This window comes from Streptomyces caeruleatus, assembly GCF_001514235.1.
GTDB classification, from domain to species: domain Bacteria; phylum Actinomycetota; class Actinomycetes; order Streptomycetales; family Streptomycetaceae; genus Streptomyces; species Streptomyces caeruleatus.
This window is the reverse complement of the sequence record NZ_KQ948945.1, coordinates 79,779-96,385: the sequence shown is the minus strand read 5'-3', so window position 1 is coordinate 96,385 and position 16,607 is coordinate 79,779. Positions and strand designations below refer to the sequence as shown.

The 16,607-nt window shown below is 69.9% G+C and carries 14 protein-coding genes and 2 tRNA genes; 13 read left to right on the top strand and 3 right to left on the bottom strand.

Translation table 11 applies throughout. From position 1 onward, the window contains the following. Positions 1 to 31: 31 nt before the first annotated feature. The 3 genes from AQJ67_RS40890 to AQJ67_RS40880 all read left to right on the top strand — a co-directional run bounded on the left by AQJ67_RS40890 (position 32) and on the right by AQJ67_RS40880 (position 3,236). Positions 32 to 1,318, top strand: coding sequence for a glutamate-5-semialdehyde dehydrogenase (locus AQJ67_RS40890; RefSeq protein WP_062724629.1), 1,287 nt, complete (start codon positions 32 to 34; stop codon positions 1,316 to 1,318). Between the two features lie 146 nt (positions 1,319 to 1,464). After that, the gene (locus AQJ67_RS40885) at positions 1,465 to 2,040 is read left to right on the top strand and encodes an SCO2584 family spore wall biosynthesis protein (RefSeq protein ID WP_062724627.1); all 576 of its coding nucleotides are present in this window, start codon (positions 1,465 to 1,467) and stop codon (positions 2,038 to 2,040) included. Positions 2,041 to 2,162: 122 nt separating this feature from the next. Next, positions 2,163 to 3,236 (top strand): SCO2583 family membrane protein, encoded by a 1,074-nt coding sequence (locus AQJ67_RS40880; protein ID WP_062724625.1) that lies wholly within the window; start codon positions 2,163 to 2,165, stop codon positions 3,234 to 3,236. 225 nt (positions 3,237 to 3,461) lie between these two features. Here the strand turns inward: AQJ67_RS40880 and AQJ67_RS40875 are convergent, their stop codons facing one another. Next, positions 3,462 to 4,565, bottom strand: a complete 1,104-nt coding sequence (locus AQJ67_RS40875) for a M48 family metallopeptidase (RefSeq protein ID WP_425264225.1) — start codon at positions 4,563 to 4,565, stop codon at positions 3,462 to 3,464. Positions 4,566 to 4,689: 124 nt separating this feature from the next. On the opposite strand from AQJ67_RS40875, the gene AQJ67_RS48470 reads away from it, so the two are divergent. The 9 genes from AQJ67_RS48470 (at position 4,690) to AQJ67_RS40840 (ending at position 9,859) form a co-directional block, all read left to right on the top strand. Continuing rightward, positions 4,690 to 4,851, top strand: coding sequence for a hypothetical protein (locus AQJ67_RS48470; protein WP_167366253.1), 162 nt, complete (start codon positions 4,690 to 4,692; stop codon positions 4,849 to 4,851). Positions 4,852 to 4,981: 130 nt separating this feature from the next. Next, positions 4,982 to 5,146, top strand: a complete 165-nt coding sequence (locus AQJ67_RS48465; protein WP_048583900.1) for a hypothetical protein — start codon at positions 4,982 to 4,984, stop codon at positions 5,144 to 5,146. A gap of 49 nt (positions 5,147 to 5,195) precedes the next feature. Further along, on the top strand, positions 5,196 to 5,834 hold the full coding sequence (gene nadD / locus AQJ67_RS40870; RefSeq protein ID WP_062724621.1) for a nicotinate-nucleotide adenylyltransferase: 639 nt from the start codon (positions 5,196 to 5,198) through the stop codon (positions 5,832 to 5,834). Positions 5,835 to 5,860: 26 nt separating this feature from the next. Then, positions 5,861 to 7,576 carry an LCP family protein gene (locus tag AQJ67_RS40865; protein ID WP_062724619.1) on the top strand — a complete coding sequence of 572 codons (1,716 nt, stop codon included), beginning with the start codon at positions 5,861 to 5,863 and terminating at the stop codon, positions 7,574 to 7,576. A 124-nt stretch (positions 7,577 to 7,700) separates the two neighbouring features. After that, on the top strand, positions 7,701 to 8,147 hold the full coding sequence (rsfS, locus tag AQJ67_RS40860) for a ribosome silencing factor (RefSeq protein ID WP_062724617.1): 447 nt from the start codon (positions 7,701 to 7,703) through the stop codon (positions 8,145 to 8,147). Beyond that, positions 8,144 to 8,809 carry a histidine phosphatase family protein gene (locus AQJ67_RS40855; protein ID WP_062724687.1) on the top strand — a complete coding sequence of 222 codons (666 nt, stop codon included), beginning with the start codon at positions 8,144 to 8,146 and terminating at the stop codon, positions 8,807 to 8,809. The genes rsfS and AQJ67_RS40855 overlap by 4 nt, the downstream gene beginning before the upstream one ends. Positions 8,810 to 8,928: 119 nt before the next feature. Then, positions 8,929 to 9,001 (top strand) — tRNA-Ala (locus AQJ67_RS40850). A gap of 442 nt (positions 9,002 to 9,443) precedes the next feature. Continuing rightward, positions 9,444 to 9,677 (top strand): hypothetical protein, encoded by a 234-nt coding sequence (locus AQJ67_RS40845; RefSeq protein ID WP_003976229.1) that lies wholly within the window; start codon positions 9,444 to 9,446, stop codon positions 9,675 to 9,677. Between the two features lie 109 nt (positions 9,678 to 9,786). Beyond that, positions 9,787 to 9,859, top strand: a tRNA-Ala gene (locus AQJ67_RS40840). A 129-nt stretch (positions 9,860 to 9,988) separates the two neighbouring features. Here the strand turns inward: AQJ67_RS40840 and AQJ67_RS40835 are convergent. Next, positions 9,989 to 11,602, bottom strand: coding sequence for an NADH-quinone oxidoreductase subunit NuoF family protein (locus AQJ67_RS40835; RefSeq protein WP_062724615.1), 1,614 nt, complete (start codon positions 11,600 to 11,602; stop codon positions 9,989 to 9,991). Beyond that, positions 11,599 to 12,849, bottom strand: a complete 1,251-nt coding sequence (locus tag AQJ67_RS40830) for a ferric reductase-like transmembrane domain-containing protein (protein ID WP_062724685.1) — start codon at positions 12,847 to 12,849, stop codon at positions 11,599 to 11,601. The genes AQJ67_RS40835 and AQJ67_RS40830 overlap by 4 nt, the downstream gene beginning before the upstream one ends. Before the next feature lie 617 nt (positions 12,850 to 13,466). Here AQJ67_RS40830 and leuS point away from each other — a divergent pair. Further along, complete coding sequence (gene leuS / locus AQJ67_RS40825) at positions 13,467 to 16,349, top strand: leucine--tRNA ligase (protein ID WP_062724613.1); 2,883 nt, start codon at positions 13,467 to 13,469, stop codon at positions 16,347 to 16,349. Positions 16,350 to 16,607: the final 258 nt, after the last annotated feature.

Genomic DNA, 16,607 nt, shown 5'->3' with positions numbered 1-16,607 from the left:
ACCGGCCTCGCAGTCGCACTACCCTTCTTTCATGACCACGCTCTCGCCGTACGACTCCATGTCCCCGGTCAACCGGGCCGCCTACCGCGCCAAGTCCGCCGCCGCCGACCTCGCCCCGCTGCCGCGGGCCGAGAAGGACGACGCGCTGCTCGCCATCGCGGACGCGCTGGAGGTCCGTACGAGCGAAATCGTCGAGGCCAACGCCCGGGACATCGCCAAGGCCCGCGAGGCCGGCACCAGCGAGGCGATCATCGACCGGCTGACGCTGACCCCGGAGCGCGTGCGGGCCATCGCCTCCGATGTGCGCGACGTCGTCGCCCTGCCCGACCCGGTCGGCGAGGTCGTCCGCGGCTCCACCCTGCCCAACGGCATCGACCTGCGCCAGGTCCGCGTCCCGCTGGGCGTCGTCGGGATCATCTACGAGGCCCGCCCGAACGTCACCGTGGACGCCGCCGCCCTCTGCCTGAAGTCCGGCAACGCCGTGCTGCTGCGCGGCTCGGCCTCGGCGTACGAGTCGAACTCGGCACTCGTCCGGGTGATCCGCGACGCCGTCGGCGGGGCCGGGCTGCCCGCCGACGCCGTGCAGCTGGTGCCCGGGGAGAGCCGGGACAGCGTGCGCGAGCTGATGCGGGCCCGCGGCCTGGTCGACGTGCTGATCCCGCGCGGCGGCGCCTCGCTGATCCAGACCGTCGTCACCGAGTCCGTCGTCCCGGTGATCGAGACCGGCACCGGCAACTGCCACGTCTACGTCGACGCCCACGCCGACCTCGACATGGCGATCGAGATCCTGATCAACTCCAAGGCCCACCGGGTCAGCGTCTGCAACGCCGCCGAGACCCTCCTGGTCCACCAGGACATCGCCCCCGAGTTCCTGCCGCGCGCCCTGGACGCCCTCGCGGAGGCCGGCGTGACCGTGCACGCCGACGAGCGGGTGACGGCGTACGCCAAGGACTCCAAGGCGACGGTCGTCGAGGCCACGACCGAGGACTGGGAGACGGAGTACCTGTCGTACGACATCGCCGCCGCGGTGGTCGACTCCCTCGACAAGGCCGTCGAGCACATCCGGCTGTGGACCTCCGGCCACACCGAGGCCATCGTCACCACCTCGCAGCAGGCCGCCCGCCGGTTCACCCAGCTGGTCGACTCCACGACGGTCGCCGTGAACGCCTCCACCCGTTTCACCGACGGCGGCCAGTTCGGCTTCGGCGCGGAGATCGGCATCTCCACGCAGAAGCTGCACGCCCGAGGGCCGATGGGGCTGCCGGAGCTGACCAGCACCAAGTACATCGTCACCGGGGACGGGCACGTACGGCGCTGAGCAATCCCCCGCACCGGGGGCGCGCCCCCGCTGACGGGGGCGCGTCGGAGCGCCGCTCGGCGCGTGACGCACCCGAGGTGTCTCGCAGGCCGGATGAATTTCCATACCGTCTGCCCAAATTGACCCCCCAGGACTACTCTGGATCCGTGCCGGAGGACGTGGGGGGCACGCCGTTCCCTGACGGCTGGGAGCCCGACGACGACCACGACCGCGGGGTGTCGGACGAAGAGTTCGCCTCCGTGGTCTTCGACGAGGCCTTCGTACAGGCGGCCGTGGTGCACGAGCCGACCGCCGTGGAGCGCCTCCTTGCCGCCGCCCAGGCCAGAGCGGAGGCCTCCGAGGCCGAGGCCCGCCGGGCACACGGCCGGGGCGAGCGGTACGACGACGGGTACGGCCCCGACGGCCGCACCGCTTTCGGCCATGATCCCGAGCTGGACGATCTGGACGACCCGGACATCCTCGAAGGTCGCTACGGCGCTCCCGGGGCGTACGGCAAACAGGTCCGCTGGCACCGTCCCGTCGCCTGGATGCTCGCCCTCGTCATGGGCATCGGCATGGTCGCGCTGGCCTTCACGGCGGTCTACCGGGGCGCGTCCTCGAACAGCAGGGACCAGGTTCCGCCGCCGGCGTCCACGGGTCTCGAACAGGGCAGGGAAGCGTCGCCGTCGGCGTCCGCCGACTACTCCCAGCCGGCCGTCTCGGCGACACCGCGCACGCCCTGACCGGACCCCGACCCATGGCCTGAGCACTACCGAGGGCAGCCTTCCCGTCCTGGTGAGAACCTGTCAGAACTTGTCGTGTAGCAGGGCGTTTACCGGACCTCCCGGCGACCTACCCTGAAGATATGGGAGGGCCAGGCGACCCACCTGAGGGGACACCTGAGGGCAGCCCCGGAGGTGGCGAGGACGAGTACCGATCCGTCGTCTTCGACGAGTCGTTCGTCCGTGCTGCCCGCCTCCAGGAGTTCTCCGCGCAGGAGCGCATGGCCGACCACGCGCCCGCCGTACGCCGCCGCGCACCACTTCGCCGGGGCCTGTCCCGGCAGGCGCTGGTCCTGGTCCTGCTGATCGCCGTGGCCTTCGGTACGGCGATCTACATGGGTGTACGGCACCCCTACCAGACCCCCGCGAACTCCGGGCCGCCCGCCGAGCCGCTGCGCATGACCGTCATCCCGCTCGCCCCGCAGGGCACGGTGCCCGGGGCGACCGATCCGGAGTACCTGTACGCGCACAGTCCCGCCGCCCAGTTCCGCATCGGCGCCGAGGGCATCCCGCTGCCGGCCGCGCGGCGCACCGCGCACTTCTCGGACAGTCAGGTGACGAACGCGCTGAGCATCGCGAAGGACTACATCGTGCGGTCCGCGCTGTATCCGGACGTGCTGACCGGCGACCAGATCCGTCCGGTCCGGGTGCTGCTGGACCCCGAGCAACTGGACCAGTTCGATCAGAGCTTCGGGCATCCGGCCGCGGACGGGCGGCATGCGCCGACCGGGTGGCTGGTTCGCTTCGACGCCTCCCAGGCCGAGCTGGCCGACCGCAGGATCCGCGTGCAGGGCACGCTCCAGGCAGCGGAGACCGACTCCGCGACGCTGGAGGTCACGGCCGATCACACGTTCGTGTACGCGTTGCGGGCCGCGGAAGGGGAGGGCGCGGCCGAGGCCTCGCTGTTCACCGTGCGGCGGGAGCTGCACTTCCGCTTCGACCGCGAGGACCTGCGGCTGCGCCAGGCCCAGCTCGTCGTCTCCTATGTCCAGGCGGGGCCGCTGTCCTGCGCCGAGGACTCGACGAACCGGCTCCATCCGCTGCTGGCCGGGCAGACGGCCAAGGAGGGCGGTCCCGCGGGCACCGACCCGTATGCCACGGGTGGGGCTACGGCGCTGTGCGGGTCGTTGGCGGTGGGATCACAGCCGAAGGTGTGAGCGGACGGTTTTCCGCCCCCGCCGCCCCTACCCGTCCCGTCCCTGGTGGCTGCGCCCCCAGACCCCCGCTGTCGGCCCTCCGGGCCTCGTCCTCAAACGCCGGACGGGCTGAAGTAGTCAGCCTCTCCGGCGTTTGAGGAGCGGGGTCTGGGGCGGAGCCCCAGAAGGATGGGACGGGTAGGGGCGGCGGGGGCGGAAAACCGCTGCGGAAGCCACAGGTGGCCGTCAGGCGTTGCCGTCCCCGCCGTCCTCCCGGCGCGGCTCCTCCTTGGGAGCCGTACTCGTGAAGCCGCCGAAACCCCGCCGCACCCGCCCGCTCAGATCGCCCGCCCCGCCCGCGATGTCCGTGACCAGCTTCATCAGGGGGTCCTTGGAGGACTTCACGTGCGTGGCGTAGTGGGAGGCCGACTCACGGAAGGAGTCGGTGACCGAGGTGTCCTTGTCCTCCGCCCGGCGCGGATAGTGCCCGTCCATGATCCGCTGGTGGTCGCGGGACTCGGCCCACTTCTTCAGCTCGGCCGCGCGGACCGTGGTGAAGGGGTGGGATCGGGGCATCACGTTGAGGATCTTCAGAACGGAGTCGCGCAGATCGCCGCCCGCCTCGTACTCCTCGGCCTGCTTCAGGAACGCGTCCACGTTCATCTCGTGCAGATGGTGGCCGCCCGCGAGCTTCATCAGGCCGCGCATCGAGGCCGTGAGGTCCTGCCCGACGAGCAGCCCCGCCCGGTCGGCGGACAGCTCCGACTTGCGGAACCACTCCCGCAGCGCCGTCACGATCGCCATGATCGCTATGTTGCCCAGCGGGATCCAGGCGACCCGGACGGCGAGGCTGGTGAGGAAGAGGAGGATCGTGCGGTAGACCGAGTGGCCGGAGAGGGCGTGGCCCACCTCGTGGCCCACCACCGCCCGCATCTCCTCCTCGTCGAGCAGCTCCAGCAGCCCCGTGGTGACCACGATGATCGGCTCGTCCAGGCCGATGCACATCGCGTTCGGCACCGGGTCCTGGTTGACGTACATCGGCGGGACCTTCTCCAGGTCCAGGATGTAACAGGCGTCCCGCAGCATGTCGTTGAGGTGCGCGAACTGCTGGTCCGAGACGCGGACCGAGTCGGACAGGAACAGCAGCCGCAGACTGCGCTCGGGCAGCAGGCCGCTCAGGGCCTTGAAGACGGTGTCGAAGCCGCTGAGCTTGCGCAGGGCCACCAGCGCCGAGCGGTCCGCCGGGTGTTCGTACGCACGCGAGGAGATCCCCGGGAAACGCCTGCGCTGCCTGCTCGGCACGTTCTCGTGCCCGTCGTGCTCGTGGCCTTCGGACATGTCTTCCCCCATGTGCGTCTGGATGGCTCTGTGCGGCCCTTTGCAGAGCCTTGTTCCGCCCTTTGCGCCCCCGAAGCAGAGCCCAGCCTAAGCGGAGTTACCTTGGACGGGCACTACAGCGAAGGAGTTCCGCGTCATGGAGCACAACCCCCCGGCCACCTGGCTCACCGAGGCCGCGAGCGCGGCCGAGCAGCAGGGGGCGGGGAATCTGCTCCGGGTGGTGCTGATCGTGATGGTCGTGGGCTGTGTGCTGACCGCGTGGTTCCTGCTGCGGGGCTACAGGCGGAAGGACGACTGAGCCCCCGGGAAGGTTCCCCGCCGGCCGCCCCGGCGCCCCAACGGTGGAGTCGGCGTGATCCCCGTCATGGTGCCCGCTTACGATGGGCCGACATCTTTATCCCGCCCACACCCGATAGGTCACGCCGAAGATGAGCTTCCACAGCGCCGCTGCCCAGTTGGTCACCCTCGCCGCCGAGGGCGAGGAGCACGGCGGCAACCACAACAGCATCAGCCCGCTGCTCACCGGGGGTGGCGCCTTCGTCATCCTGCTGCTCCTGCTGTGGATCACCACCCGCTTCAACCGCGACCGCTGAGTCACGGACAGGCCTGGGCCCTCAGACGGGGCCGGTAGGGTCTGCACGCATGGGAGAGCAGGACATGCCTACCGGCCCCGGAAACGGCCCGTCGAACCCCGGCAAGCGCCGCCTCGGCGTCATGGGCGGAACGTTTGACCCGATCCACCACGGCCACCTCGTCGCGGCCAGCGAGGTCGCCGCGCAGTTCCACCTCGACGAGGTCGTGTTCGTGCCCACCGGACAGCCGTGGCAGAAGAGCCACCGCCACGTCTCCCCGGCCGAGGACCGCTATCTGATGACGGTCATCGCCACGGCCGAGAACCCACAGTTCTCCGTCAGCCGCATCGACATCGACCGCGGCGGCCCGACGTACACCGTCGACACCCTGCGTGATCTACGCGCGCTCAACCCCGACACGGACCTCTTCTTCATCACCGGCGCCGACGCCCTGGGCCAGATCCTGACCTGGCGGGACTCGGTGGAGCTGTTCTCCCTCGCGCACTTCATCGGGGTCACCCGTCCCGGCCACGACCTCACCGACGCCGGGCTCCCGGAGGGCGGAGTGTCGTTGGTCGAGGTTCCCGCACTGGCCATCTCGTCCACCGATTGCCGCGCGAGAGTCGCAAAGGGCGACCCCATCTGGTATCTGGTGCCGGACGGAGTCGTGCGCTACATCGACAAGCGCGAGCTGTACCGCGGCGAGTGAGGCGAGTGAGCCGAGAGGGGCGACCGGTGAACGACCGATACGACGCGGGGGCCGCGGGATACGAGGCCGACCAGTACGAACTCGTCGGCTACGACGAGTACGGGCAGCCGGTCTACCGGCAGATCCCGGCGCAGCAGCAGCCACCCCAGCACCAGTACGACCCGTACGCACAGCAGGGCTACGGCTACGACCCGTACGCGACCGGCAGGCAGCAGCCGGTCCCGCCGTACGACCCCTACGGGACCGGCGACACCGGCCAGCAGCCGCCCACGCCGTCCTACGACCCGTACGGCACCGGCACGCACCCCCAGCAGGCCGGCGCGCACTCGCCGCCGTACGACCCGTATGGCCGAACCGCCACCAGCGGACAGCAGCACCGGGTCGCCGAGCAGACCGCCTACATCCCGCAGCAGGCCGGACCGGTCGAGGAACCGCACCCGCAGCCACAGCCCCAGGAACGGGGCGACCGGGAGTACCGCACCGAGCAGTTCGCGTTCGTCGAGGAGCCCGACGGGGACTCCGAGGACGTCATCGACTGGCTGAAGTTCACCGAGAACCGCACCGAGCGCCGCGAGGAGGCCCGGCGACGGGCACGCGCGCGTGTGATCGCCCTCGTGGTCGTCCTGGCGGTCGTCGCGGCCGGCGGCGCCGGCTACCTCTGGTACGCCGGGAAGCTGCCCGGTCTGTCGTCGAGCGACAGCAAGGAGGGCACGGCGACAGCCGTGGGCGCCCAGAAGCGTGACGTGATCGTCGTCCATCTGCACAACACCGCGAAGGGCGGCACCTCCACGGCGCTGCTCGTCGACAACACCACCACCAACCAGGGCACCACCGTCCTGCTGCCGAACTCCCTCGCCCTGACCGGCGACGACGGCACGACCACCCTGGCCAAGTCGGTCGACGACGACGGCTCCTCCGGGACGCGCGACTCGATCGACACCGTCCTCGGCACCCAGATCCAGGGCACCTGGCGGCTGGACACCCCGTATCTGCAGAACCTCGTCGACCTGGTCGGCAACATCGAGGTCGACACCAACGCCGACGTGCCCGACCCGGACGCCAAGGCCAAGGGCAGCGCGCCCCTCGTCCGCAAGGGCAAGGGCCAGACCCTCAGCGGCAAGATGGCCGTCGCCTACGCCACCTACCAGGGCTCGGGCGAGGCGCAGAACGCGCAGCTGGAGCGGTTCGGGCAGGTCATGCAGGCCACGCTGCGCAAGCTGACCTCGGACACCCAGGGCGCCACCGTCACCGTGCAGACGCTGGGCATGATCATCGAGCCGCCCCTGACCGACAAGGACCTCGGCGCCTTCCTCGCCAAGCTCGCCGAGCTCGCCAAGGGCGGCGACTACAAGACGGCCATGCTGCCCGTCCAGACCGACGGCACCCTCAGCGCCGAGGCGAGCGCCAGTGTCGTCAAGAACGTCCTCGGCGGCACCGCCAAGAGCCCCGACAAGGACGCCGCGGTCCGCGTGTCCATCCGTAACGCCAGCGGCGTCAAGGACAACACCGAGAAGGCCCGCGTGGTGCTGCTGAACGGCGGCTTCACCTTCCTGGAGGGCGGCACCGCCTCCGCCGAGGCCACGTCCGAGGTCGTCTACGCCGACGCCGCCGACAAGGCCGACGCCACCGAGGTCGCCAAGACACTCGGACTGTCCGCCGACGCCGTCACGAAGGGCGATGTGTCCGGGAACGCGGATGTCTCGGTGGTGCTCGGCCAGGACTACAAGCCGTCGTCCTCGTAACCCCAGCCTGCACAAAACCGCAGGCCACCCCACGTGAGCCGGTAATCACGTGGGGTGTTGTCACTGGTCCGTGAGACCCTTGAGGTCGATTGAAGCCAAGTGCCCGCCGACCGAAAGCCTTGTAGTGACCGCTACCGACCGTTCCCTCGAGCTCGTCAACACCGCCGCCCAGGCCGCCGCCGACAAGCTCGCGCACGACATCATCGCCTACGACGTCAGCGACGTACTGTCGATCACGGACGCCTTCCTGCTGGCCTCCGCGCCCAACGACCGCCAGGTCAAGTCGATCGTCGACGAGATCGAGGAGCGGCTCCAGAAGGAGCTCGGCGCCAAGCCGGTGCGCCGCGAGGGCGACCGCGAGGCCCGCTGGGTGCTGCTCGACTACGTCGACATCGTCGTCCACGTCCAGCACAGCGAGGAGCGCGTCTTCTACGCCCTGGAGCGGCTGTGGAAGGACTGCCCCGAGCTCGACCTGCCCGAGGACGCCAAGGCCACCCGCGGCAAGGCCGCGGAGCACGCCAAGCTCCAGGCCGCCGAGGAAGCGGCCGAGCTGGGCGGTGAGTGGCGATGAGCACCACCGACGAGGTGCCCACCGGCAGGCCGGGCCGCCGCGTCATCCTGTGGCGGCACGGCCAGACCTCGTGGAACGTGGAGCGTCGCTTCCAGGGCACCACGGACGTCGCCCTCACCGAGGCCGGCCTCGCCCAGGCCCGCCGCGCCGCCCGCCTCCTCGCCGGTCTCAAGCCGGACGCGATCATCGCCTCCGACCTCCAGCGCGCCTCCCGCACGGCCGCCGAGCTGGCCGCGCTCACCGCCCTGGAGGTGACGCACGACGAGGCCCTGCGCGAGACCTACGCGGGCACCTGGCAGGGCCTGACGCACGAGGAGATCATCGAGCGGTACGGCGAGGAGTACGCGGCATGGAAGCGCGGCGAGCCGGTGCGCCGCGGTGGCGGCGAACTGGAGACCGAGGTCGCCGACCGCGCCGCCCCCGTGGTCCTGCGGCACGCCGAGAAGCTCCCCGACAACGGCACGCTCGTCGTGGTCAGCCACGGCGGCACGATCCGTACGACCATCGGGCGCCTCATCGGCCTGGAACCCCGGTCCTGGGAGAGCCTCGGCGGCCTCTCCAACTGCTGCTGGTCCGTCCTCGGCGAGGGCGCCCGCGGCTGGCGTCTGCTGGAGCACAACGCCGGCACCCTGCCGGAGCCGGTCCTCGGCGACGACGACTGACACCGACGACGACTGACGCCGGTCCGGATTTCACTTTCTGGCAGGTCGCAGGCTAAAGTTCTTCTTGTTCGCCCCGCCGAGCGGGGCGAAACACCATGTGGCTCCGCCACGTGGGACCAGGGGCTATAGCTCAGTTGGTAGAGCGCCTGCATGGCATGCAGGAGGTCAGGAGTTCAATTCTCCTTAGCTCCACAGCGAGACAACAAGATCCCGCCGATCGCTTCGATCGGCGGGATCTTCTGGTATCCGCCAAAGTGTTCGGGTCCGGCTTGAGTGACTAGGGCCTCGCGGGCGTATACCTCTCAGGAGGCGCTTGGGGGTGCGGGACCGCACGGTCCGTACGGCGGCGAAGGCTGCTGTGTCCGGACTGGTACTGAGGCGTCGCTGACCGTATTGGTCCGGCCGTGGCAGAATCAAACGGCCGGAAGGGAGCGCGGCCCGACGGGAGGGAGTAGTGATGCCTGCGAGCATCCTCGAGGAGGTCGGTGGCCTCCTCGAAGCAGCTTTGACACGGGATACGATCACCCGCCTCAGCTGCCCTTCCTGCGGCTCCGTCCATGTCGCCCAGCTTCTTGGCGACAACGGCGGAGTTTCCTACGTGTGCACGGCCTGCGGCCACAGCTGGAGCTGATCGATGGGTGCACACAGGCGAAAGTGCGACTGGTGCGGCAGCGGAACACCGATCGTCCGCGACATGGAACCCGTGAACCCCGACTACCAGTACTGGTGCGAGGAATGCGCGCGGGCGCTGATCATAAAAGGCGACCCGATCGAGACCTACCGTGAACTCGAGGGCGAACCGATCTACGGCCGTCTCCTCGAAGAGCACTGCACGCTCAAGCGTTTCTATTCCTTCGTCACGGCTTGAACCGGACATAAGCATCCGTATCGGACCGCACGGGAAACGATTTGGTGCTGCACCAGGTGGACCGGTAATGTTGGCGTCGCCGCCGGGGAAACCGGGCGGACCAAAGCAAGGGGCTATAGCTCAGTTGGTAGAGCGCCTGCATGGCATGCAGGAGGTCAGGAGTTCAATTCTCCTTAGCTCCACAGTAAGATCCCGCCGGGTCGATCGACCCGGCGGGATCTTTTTTCGTTGCGAAGGCCTCTGGGTTCGGCGGCAGTTGAGGGGCCGTCCTGTTTGACGGCCCCTCAACGGGCATCTGCCCGCCCTCGGTCTCAGCGGCCCAGCGCGCGCCTGCCGCGGCCCTGGGAGAGGACCGGCAGGTTGTTGCGGGAGGGGGCACCCGCGCGGGTGTCCTCCTCGATGCGCAGGGCGAGGGCGGGGCAACGGCGTACCGCGCGCAGGGCCTTGGCCTCGGCGTAGCGCGGGACCTTCGCCTGGGCGACGGTCGGGAAGCCGTCGGCGCCCAGTTGGAAGACCTCCGGGAGGATGTCCGCGCACAGGCCGTGGCCGCGGCACAGCGTCCAGTCGACGTAGATCTTCTGCCTGCTGGGGCCGTTCTCCTCCGACTCGGCACCGCCCGGGATACCCGACGGGGCCCTGCCGCCCTCGAAGAGCGGCAGAACGCCCTCCACGGGCCGTCCGCAGCCGTTGCCGAGGACATGCGCCGCCAGGTCGTCGGTGAACGCCTTGATGGTCGACTCCAGGAACATCGCGGAGCCGTCCGGGTGCGAGCAGGCGCCGCGCCGCTTCACGTTCTTGGCGACCTGCTTGAGGGCCTCCAGGGCGGCCGGGCCGCCGCCGTTGAGGATGTCCTCCAGACCGCGCGCGGCGGCCGGTAGACCGAGATAGCAGGGGCCGCACTGGCCGGCGCTCTCCTCCGCCAGCCACTGCGCCACCCGCAGCGACTCGCCCAGTGGGCAGGTCTCCTGAGTGATCGGCAGGATCGCGCCGGCGCCGAGCGCGCCGCCCACCGCGTCCAGGGAGTTGCGGGAGACGACCGCCTCGTTGACGGTCGCGGCGTCGATCCACTTGCCGTGGTAGCCGCCGGTCAGCACGCCCTGCGGGACGGGCGGGGCGCCGGCGAGCTGGAGGACGTAGCGCAGCGGCACGCCGGTGGGGACCTCGATGACCATCGGGCGGGCGACCGCGCCGGAGACCGTGAGCATGACGGTGCCCGGCTCGTCGTACAGGCCGGTGTTGCCGTAGCGCTCCGGGCCTATGCGGGCGGCGATGGCCAGCTGGGCGAACGTCTCGGCGTTGGAGAGCAGGGTCGGGGCGCCGCCGACGCCGTTCTGCGAGGCGCTGACCTTGCGGCCGGGCGGGATCGCCGGGCCGCCGTCGATCGAGCGGATCAGGGAGGCGGCGGCGCCGGTGACCATGCGGACCGGGTTGCGCTGGACGAACGCGCGTAGCGCGGAGCGACGGCTGTTGCTGAGGCCGCGTTCGGCGAGGGCGGCCTCCATGGAGCGCTGGGTCGATTCCCGGGTGACCCCCACCACGAGCGTGCGGGCACCCAGGGCTTCGGCGCACAGCAGCGCGCCGTCCAGGATGAGATGCGGGGCACGGTTGATCATCACCGTGTCCTTGCGGCAAGCGGGTTCGTCCTCGCTGCCGTTGACGACCACGACCGGCCGTACACCGCGCTTGATCGCGGCCTCGGCGACCGAGCGCAGTTTCTTGTGGAAGGGGAAGCCCGCTCCGCCGCGGCCCTTCAGATTGATGTTCTCGGCGAGCTTCGCGAGCTGCTCGCCGCCCATCGGTTCGAGCGGCCCGTGCACCTTGAGGTGCATGGGCAGATCGAGTCTCTCGACAAGGTCGAAGCCCGACGTGAGCTGGGGAAGCCCGACCACGCGGACTTCGGGTACGTCGGGCAGGGCCTCGTTCACTTAAAGCCTCCGGAAGGCGTGTTCCAAGGTTCGCCCGAACCCGGTGCGTCGAAGTCGTAGGACGCACCGGGCATTGATTCAGTGGCGGGACCGCTGTTGTTGTACGTGTCGTTCTGGTTGTACGTACCGAAGACGGCGTTCGTCTCAGCGGTGTCGTACACATCACTCGAGCCGTAGCCCGCGGCGCCGGTGCCATAGCCCTGGGCGCCCGAATTGTCGTACACGGGGATGTTGTACCCCGTGTCGTTGAGCGGGTCGTAGGACGACGGGGGCGCCTCGCCCACGGGCGGCGGGGACGGGATCGGCCAGCTGCCCGAGGTGCTGCCACCGCCGTCCACGCGGGGGATCGCCTCCGTCGGCTGCATGTCCAGGGGCAGGTCCATACGGGCGGTCTGGTCGGCCGCGTAGGACTGCTGTTGCCCGCGGGAACGGGGTGAGACGGCGCGGTAGGCGGCTGCGAAGCCCGAACCGGACGCCTGGGCCGAGGGAGCCTGGTACAGGGGATCGGAGGAGGGTGTCGCCCGGGGCTGGGATCCCGTCGTCGGTTCGGCCCGCCTCGACCGCCTTTCCCTGCCCTCGGAGCCGGGCAGCGGGGACTCCGACGACCGGGCCCTGCTCGCCTCCAGTTCCTCGCGGCCCGCGGGCTCGCCGTTGCCGATGAGCCCGGCGATCCGGTCGGCGACCTTGCGCTTGAACGGGCGCGGTGCCGCGCGCAGGGCGAGGGCGGCGGCGACCGCGACGACGCACAGCTCGTAGGACACCATGAAGAACGTCTTCGCCGGGCGGCCGGCGAACAGGCCGTGGACCAGTGCCGCGCACCAGGCCGGGTAGGCCAGCATGTGCATCGCCCGCCAGCGCGCCGCGACCGGCGCCGGGGACGCGAAGCGGTTGCGCAGCGCGCCGGTGACGCCGACGAAGATCATGAGCATGGCGGCCAGGGAGCCCAGGCCGACGAGGAAGGCGCTGCCCGGGATCTCGCTGCCGCCGGCGAAGAGAAGGCCGAAGGGGATCAGCGCGGCGATCGGGCTGGCGTGGTCCAGCGCCAGCTTGACACCGATGTGCACCAGCAGGAACGCGATCGACGCCACGGCGGTCACCCGGTGGATGGCCTGTGCGATGAGCCGCTGCCGGGTGTTGAGGATCATCCGGTCCTGGGCGACGAGACCCCAGATCACCGAGCAGGTGAGGCAGACGAGGGACAGTACGCCGGCGCCGAAGTTGAGGAACTCCAAGAAGGCGTCGTCCATCACGCTGTCGTTCGGATCCGTCGTCACGGCATGCCTCCCGAGAACGCGATGAGGGGTATGGGCGACCGAGTGTCAGCGACCGACGCCCCCCGGGCCGGGAGATCCGTCCTGGGGGGCGGGCTGGTGTGGGGACGAGGGTTCATGGGGGCAACTCCGAACGGTTCGGGAAGGCGGTCCCGTTGCCGCACTCTAAGTGGCTCCATACCGACGGGTACGGCGTTTGAGTTATTGCGCTGTTATCTACGTACTGGGCGGGGCGTGTGCTGTCCCTTAGCGACTGTTACGCCAGGTAACAGTTGAGCGTTGTTCAACTTTTCGAGGTCTTCACAACTCTCAGGTACGGAACCCGGGGCGCCCATGTTCACGCGCGCCCCCCTTGAGAAGACCGTCGCGCCCCGGATGGAAGCCCGTCGCGACCCGCTCGGGCGCTGCGGTACCCTGACGCCATGCGTGCCGTACGCCTTCTGCTTAGCGGGCCGCGCTGATCAGTCCCGACCACCGGGCGAAACGGATGGTCGGAATCGGCGCGGCGTCCCCTCCTGTGCGAGGGGATTTTTCGTTTCCAGAGAACCGAACCGCAGCCGCTGGCAGAGACGATCGATGGAGCTTTGAGGATCATGAGCGAGACGAACCCCGCTGCCGCCGCCGAGGCGGCAGCGCCGCACCGCTACACGGCGGCCATGGCCGCCGACATCGAGGCACGCTGGCAGGACTTCTGGGACGCCGAGGGCACGTACGCGGCGCCGAACCCCAAGGGCGACCTGGCGGGCGACGCCGAGCTGGCCGCCAAGCCCAAGAAGTTCATCATGGACATGTTCCCGTACCCCTCCGGAGCGGGCCTGCACGTCGGCCACCCCCTGGGCTACATCGCCACCGACGTCTTCGCGCGCTTCCAGCGCATGACCGGCCACAACGTCCTGCACACCCTGGGCTTCGACGCCTTCGGCCTGCCCGCCGAGCAGTACGCCGTGCAGACCGGCACGCACCCGCGTGTCTCCACCGAGGCCAACATCGAGAACATGAAGGTCCAGCTGCGCCGGCTGGGCCTGGGCCACGACAAGCGCCGGTCGTTCGCCACGATCGACCCGGACTACTACAAGTGGACCCAGTGGATCTTCCTGCAGATCTTCAACTCCTGGTACGACGACAAGGCGAACAAGGCCCGCCCGATCTCCGAGCTGATCGCCCAGTTCGAGTCCGGTGAGCGCGCCGTACCCGGTTCCGACGGCGGCACGCGCGCGTGGAGCGAGCTGAGCGCCGCCGAGCGCGCCGACGTCCTGGGCGGATACCGCCTGGCGTACGCCTCGGACGCGCCGGTCAACTGGTGCCCCGGGCTGGGCACCGTCCTGGCCAACGAGGAGGTCACGGCCGACGGCCGCTCCGAGCGCGGCAACTACCCGGTCTTCAAGGCCAAGCTGCGCCAGTGGAACATGCGGATCACCGCGTACGCCGACCGCCTGCTGGACGACCTGACCGAGCTGGACTGGCCCGAGGCCATCAAGCTGCAGCAGCGCAACTGGATCGGCCGCTCCGAGGGCGCCCGCGTCGACTTCCCCGTGGACGGCGAGCGCATCACCGTCTTCACCACGCGCCCCGACACCCTGTTCGGCGCGAGCTACATGGTGCTGGCGCCCGAGCACCCGCTGGTCGAGAAGTTCACCCCCGACGCCTGGCCCGAGGGCACGCACGAGGTGTGGACCGGCGGCCACGCGACCCCGGCCGAGGCCGTCGCCGCCTACCGCGCGCAGGCCGCCTCCAAGTCCGACGTCGAGCGCCAGGCCGAGGCCAAGGACAAGACCGGCGTCTTCATCGGCGCGTACGCGACCAACCCGGTCAACGGCGAGCAGGTCCCCGTCTTCATCGCCGACTACGTCCTGATGGGCTACGGCACCGGCGCGATCATGGCCGTACCCTGCGGCGACCAGCGTGACTTCGAGTTCGCGCGCGCCTTCGAGCTGCCGATCGTCTGCATCGTCGAGCCGACGGACGGGCGTGGCACGGACACCTCGACCTGGGAGGACGCCTTCGCGTCGTACGACGCGAAGATCATCAACTCCGCCAACGACGACATCTCCCTGAACGGCCTGGGTGTCGTCGAGGCCAAGGCCCGCATCACCGACTGGCTGGAGCGGTCCGGCGTCGGCGAGGGCACGGTCAACTTCCGGCTGCGCGACTGGCTGTTCAGCCGTCAGCGCTACTGGGGCGAGCCCTTCCCGATCGTCTACGACGAGGACGGCATCGCCCACCCGCTGCCCGAGTCGATGCTGCCCCTGGAGCTGCCCGAGGTCGAGGACTACAGCCCGCGCACCTTCGAGCCGGACGACGCCGACACCGAGCCCGAGACGCCGCTGTCGCGCAACGAGGAGTGGGTCAACGTCACCCTGGACCTGGGCGACGGACCGAAGCGCTACCGGCGTGAGACCAACACCATGCCCAACTGGGCCGGTTCCTGCTGGTACGAGCTGCGCTACCTGGACCCGCACAACAGCGAGCAACTGGTCGACCCGGAGATCGAGCAGTACTGGATGGGCCCGCGCGAGGGCCAGCCGCACGGCGGCGTCGACCTGTACGTCGGCGGTGCCGAGCACGCGGTGCTGCACCTGCTGTACGCGCGCTTCTGGTCCAAGGTCCTGTTCGACCTGGGCCACGTCTCCTCGGCGGAGCCGTTCCACAAGCTGTTCAACCAGGGCATGATCCAGGCCTACGTCTACCGCGACAGCCGTGGCATCGCGGTACCGGCCGCCGAGGTGGAGGAGCGCGACGGCGCCTACTACTACCAGGGCGAGAAGGTCTCCCGGCTGCTGGGCAAGATGGGCAAGTCCCTGAAGAACGCGGTCACCCCGGACGAGATCGCCGCCGAGTACGGCGCCGACACGCTGCGGCTGTACGAGATGGCGATGGGCCCCCTGGACGTCTCCCGGCCGTGGGACACGCGCGCGGTGGTCGGCCAGTTCCGGCTGCTGCAGCGGCTGTGGCGCAACGTCGTCGACGAGACGACCGGTGCCGTGACGGTGGTGGACGCCGAGCCCGACGAGGACACGCTGCGTGCCCTGCACAAGGCCATCGACGGGGTGCGCGGCGACCTGGAGGGCATGCGGTTCAACACCGCCATCGCCAAGGTCACCGAGCTGAACAACCACCTGACCAAGGCCGGGGGTGCGGTGCCGCGGTCGGTCGCCGAGGCGCTGGTGCTGATGGTCGCGCCGCTGGCCCCGCACGTCGCCGAGGAACTGTGGCGCAAGCTGGGCCACGAGGACTCGGTCGTGCACCAGGACTTCCCGGTCGCCGACCCGGCCTACGTCGTGGACGAGACCGTGACCTGCGTCGTGCAGATCAAGGGCAAGGTCAAGGCCCGCCTGGAGGTCTCGCCGGCCATCTCCGAGGAGGACCTGGAGAAGGTCGCCCTGTCCGACGAGAAGGTCGTGGCGGCACTGGACGGCGCCGGGATCCGGAAGGTGATCGTGCGGGCGCCGAAGCTGGTGAACATCGTTCCGGCGTAGGTCGGCGGTGTAGGCCTGCGGTGTAGGTCTGCGGCCCAGGGCTACGGCACTGGGCTACGGCGCCCGCTCACGGCCGAGATCTACGGCGAGCGCGCCGGGTCGGGCTGCCGTGACCGCGGTGGGCCGGCCGGGGCGGTCATGACCTCGGCTTTCGGCTCGGCGTGATCTTCGCTCGGTGTGATCTTCGCTCGGTGTGCTCTTCGCTCGGGGTGATCCCCTACGGGCAGGTTCGGGGTTCTGCTGGAACTCCGGGCCTGC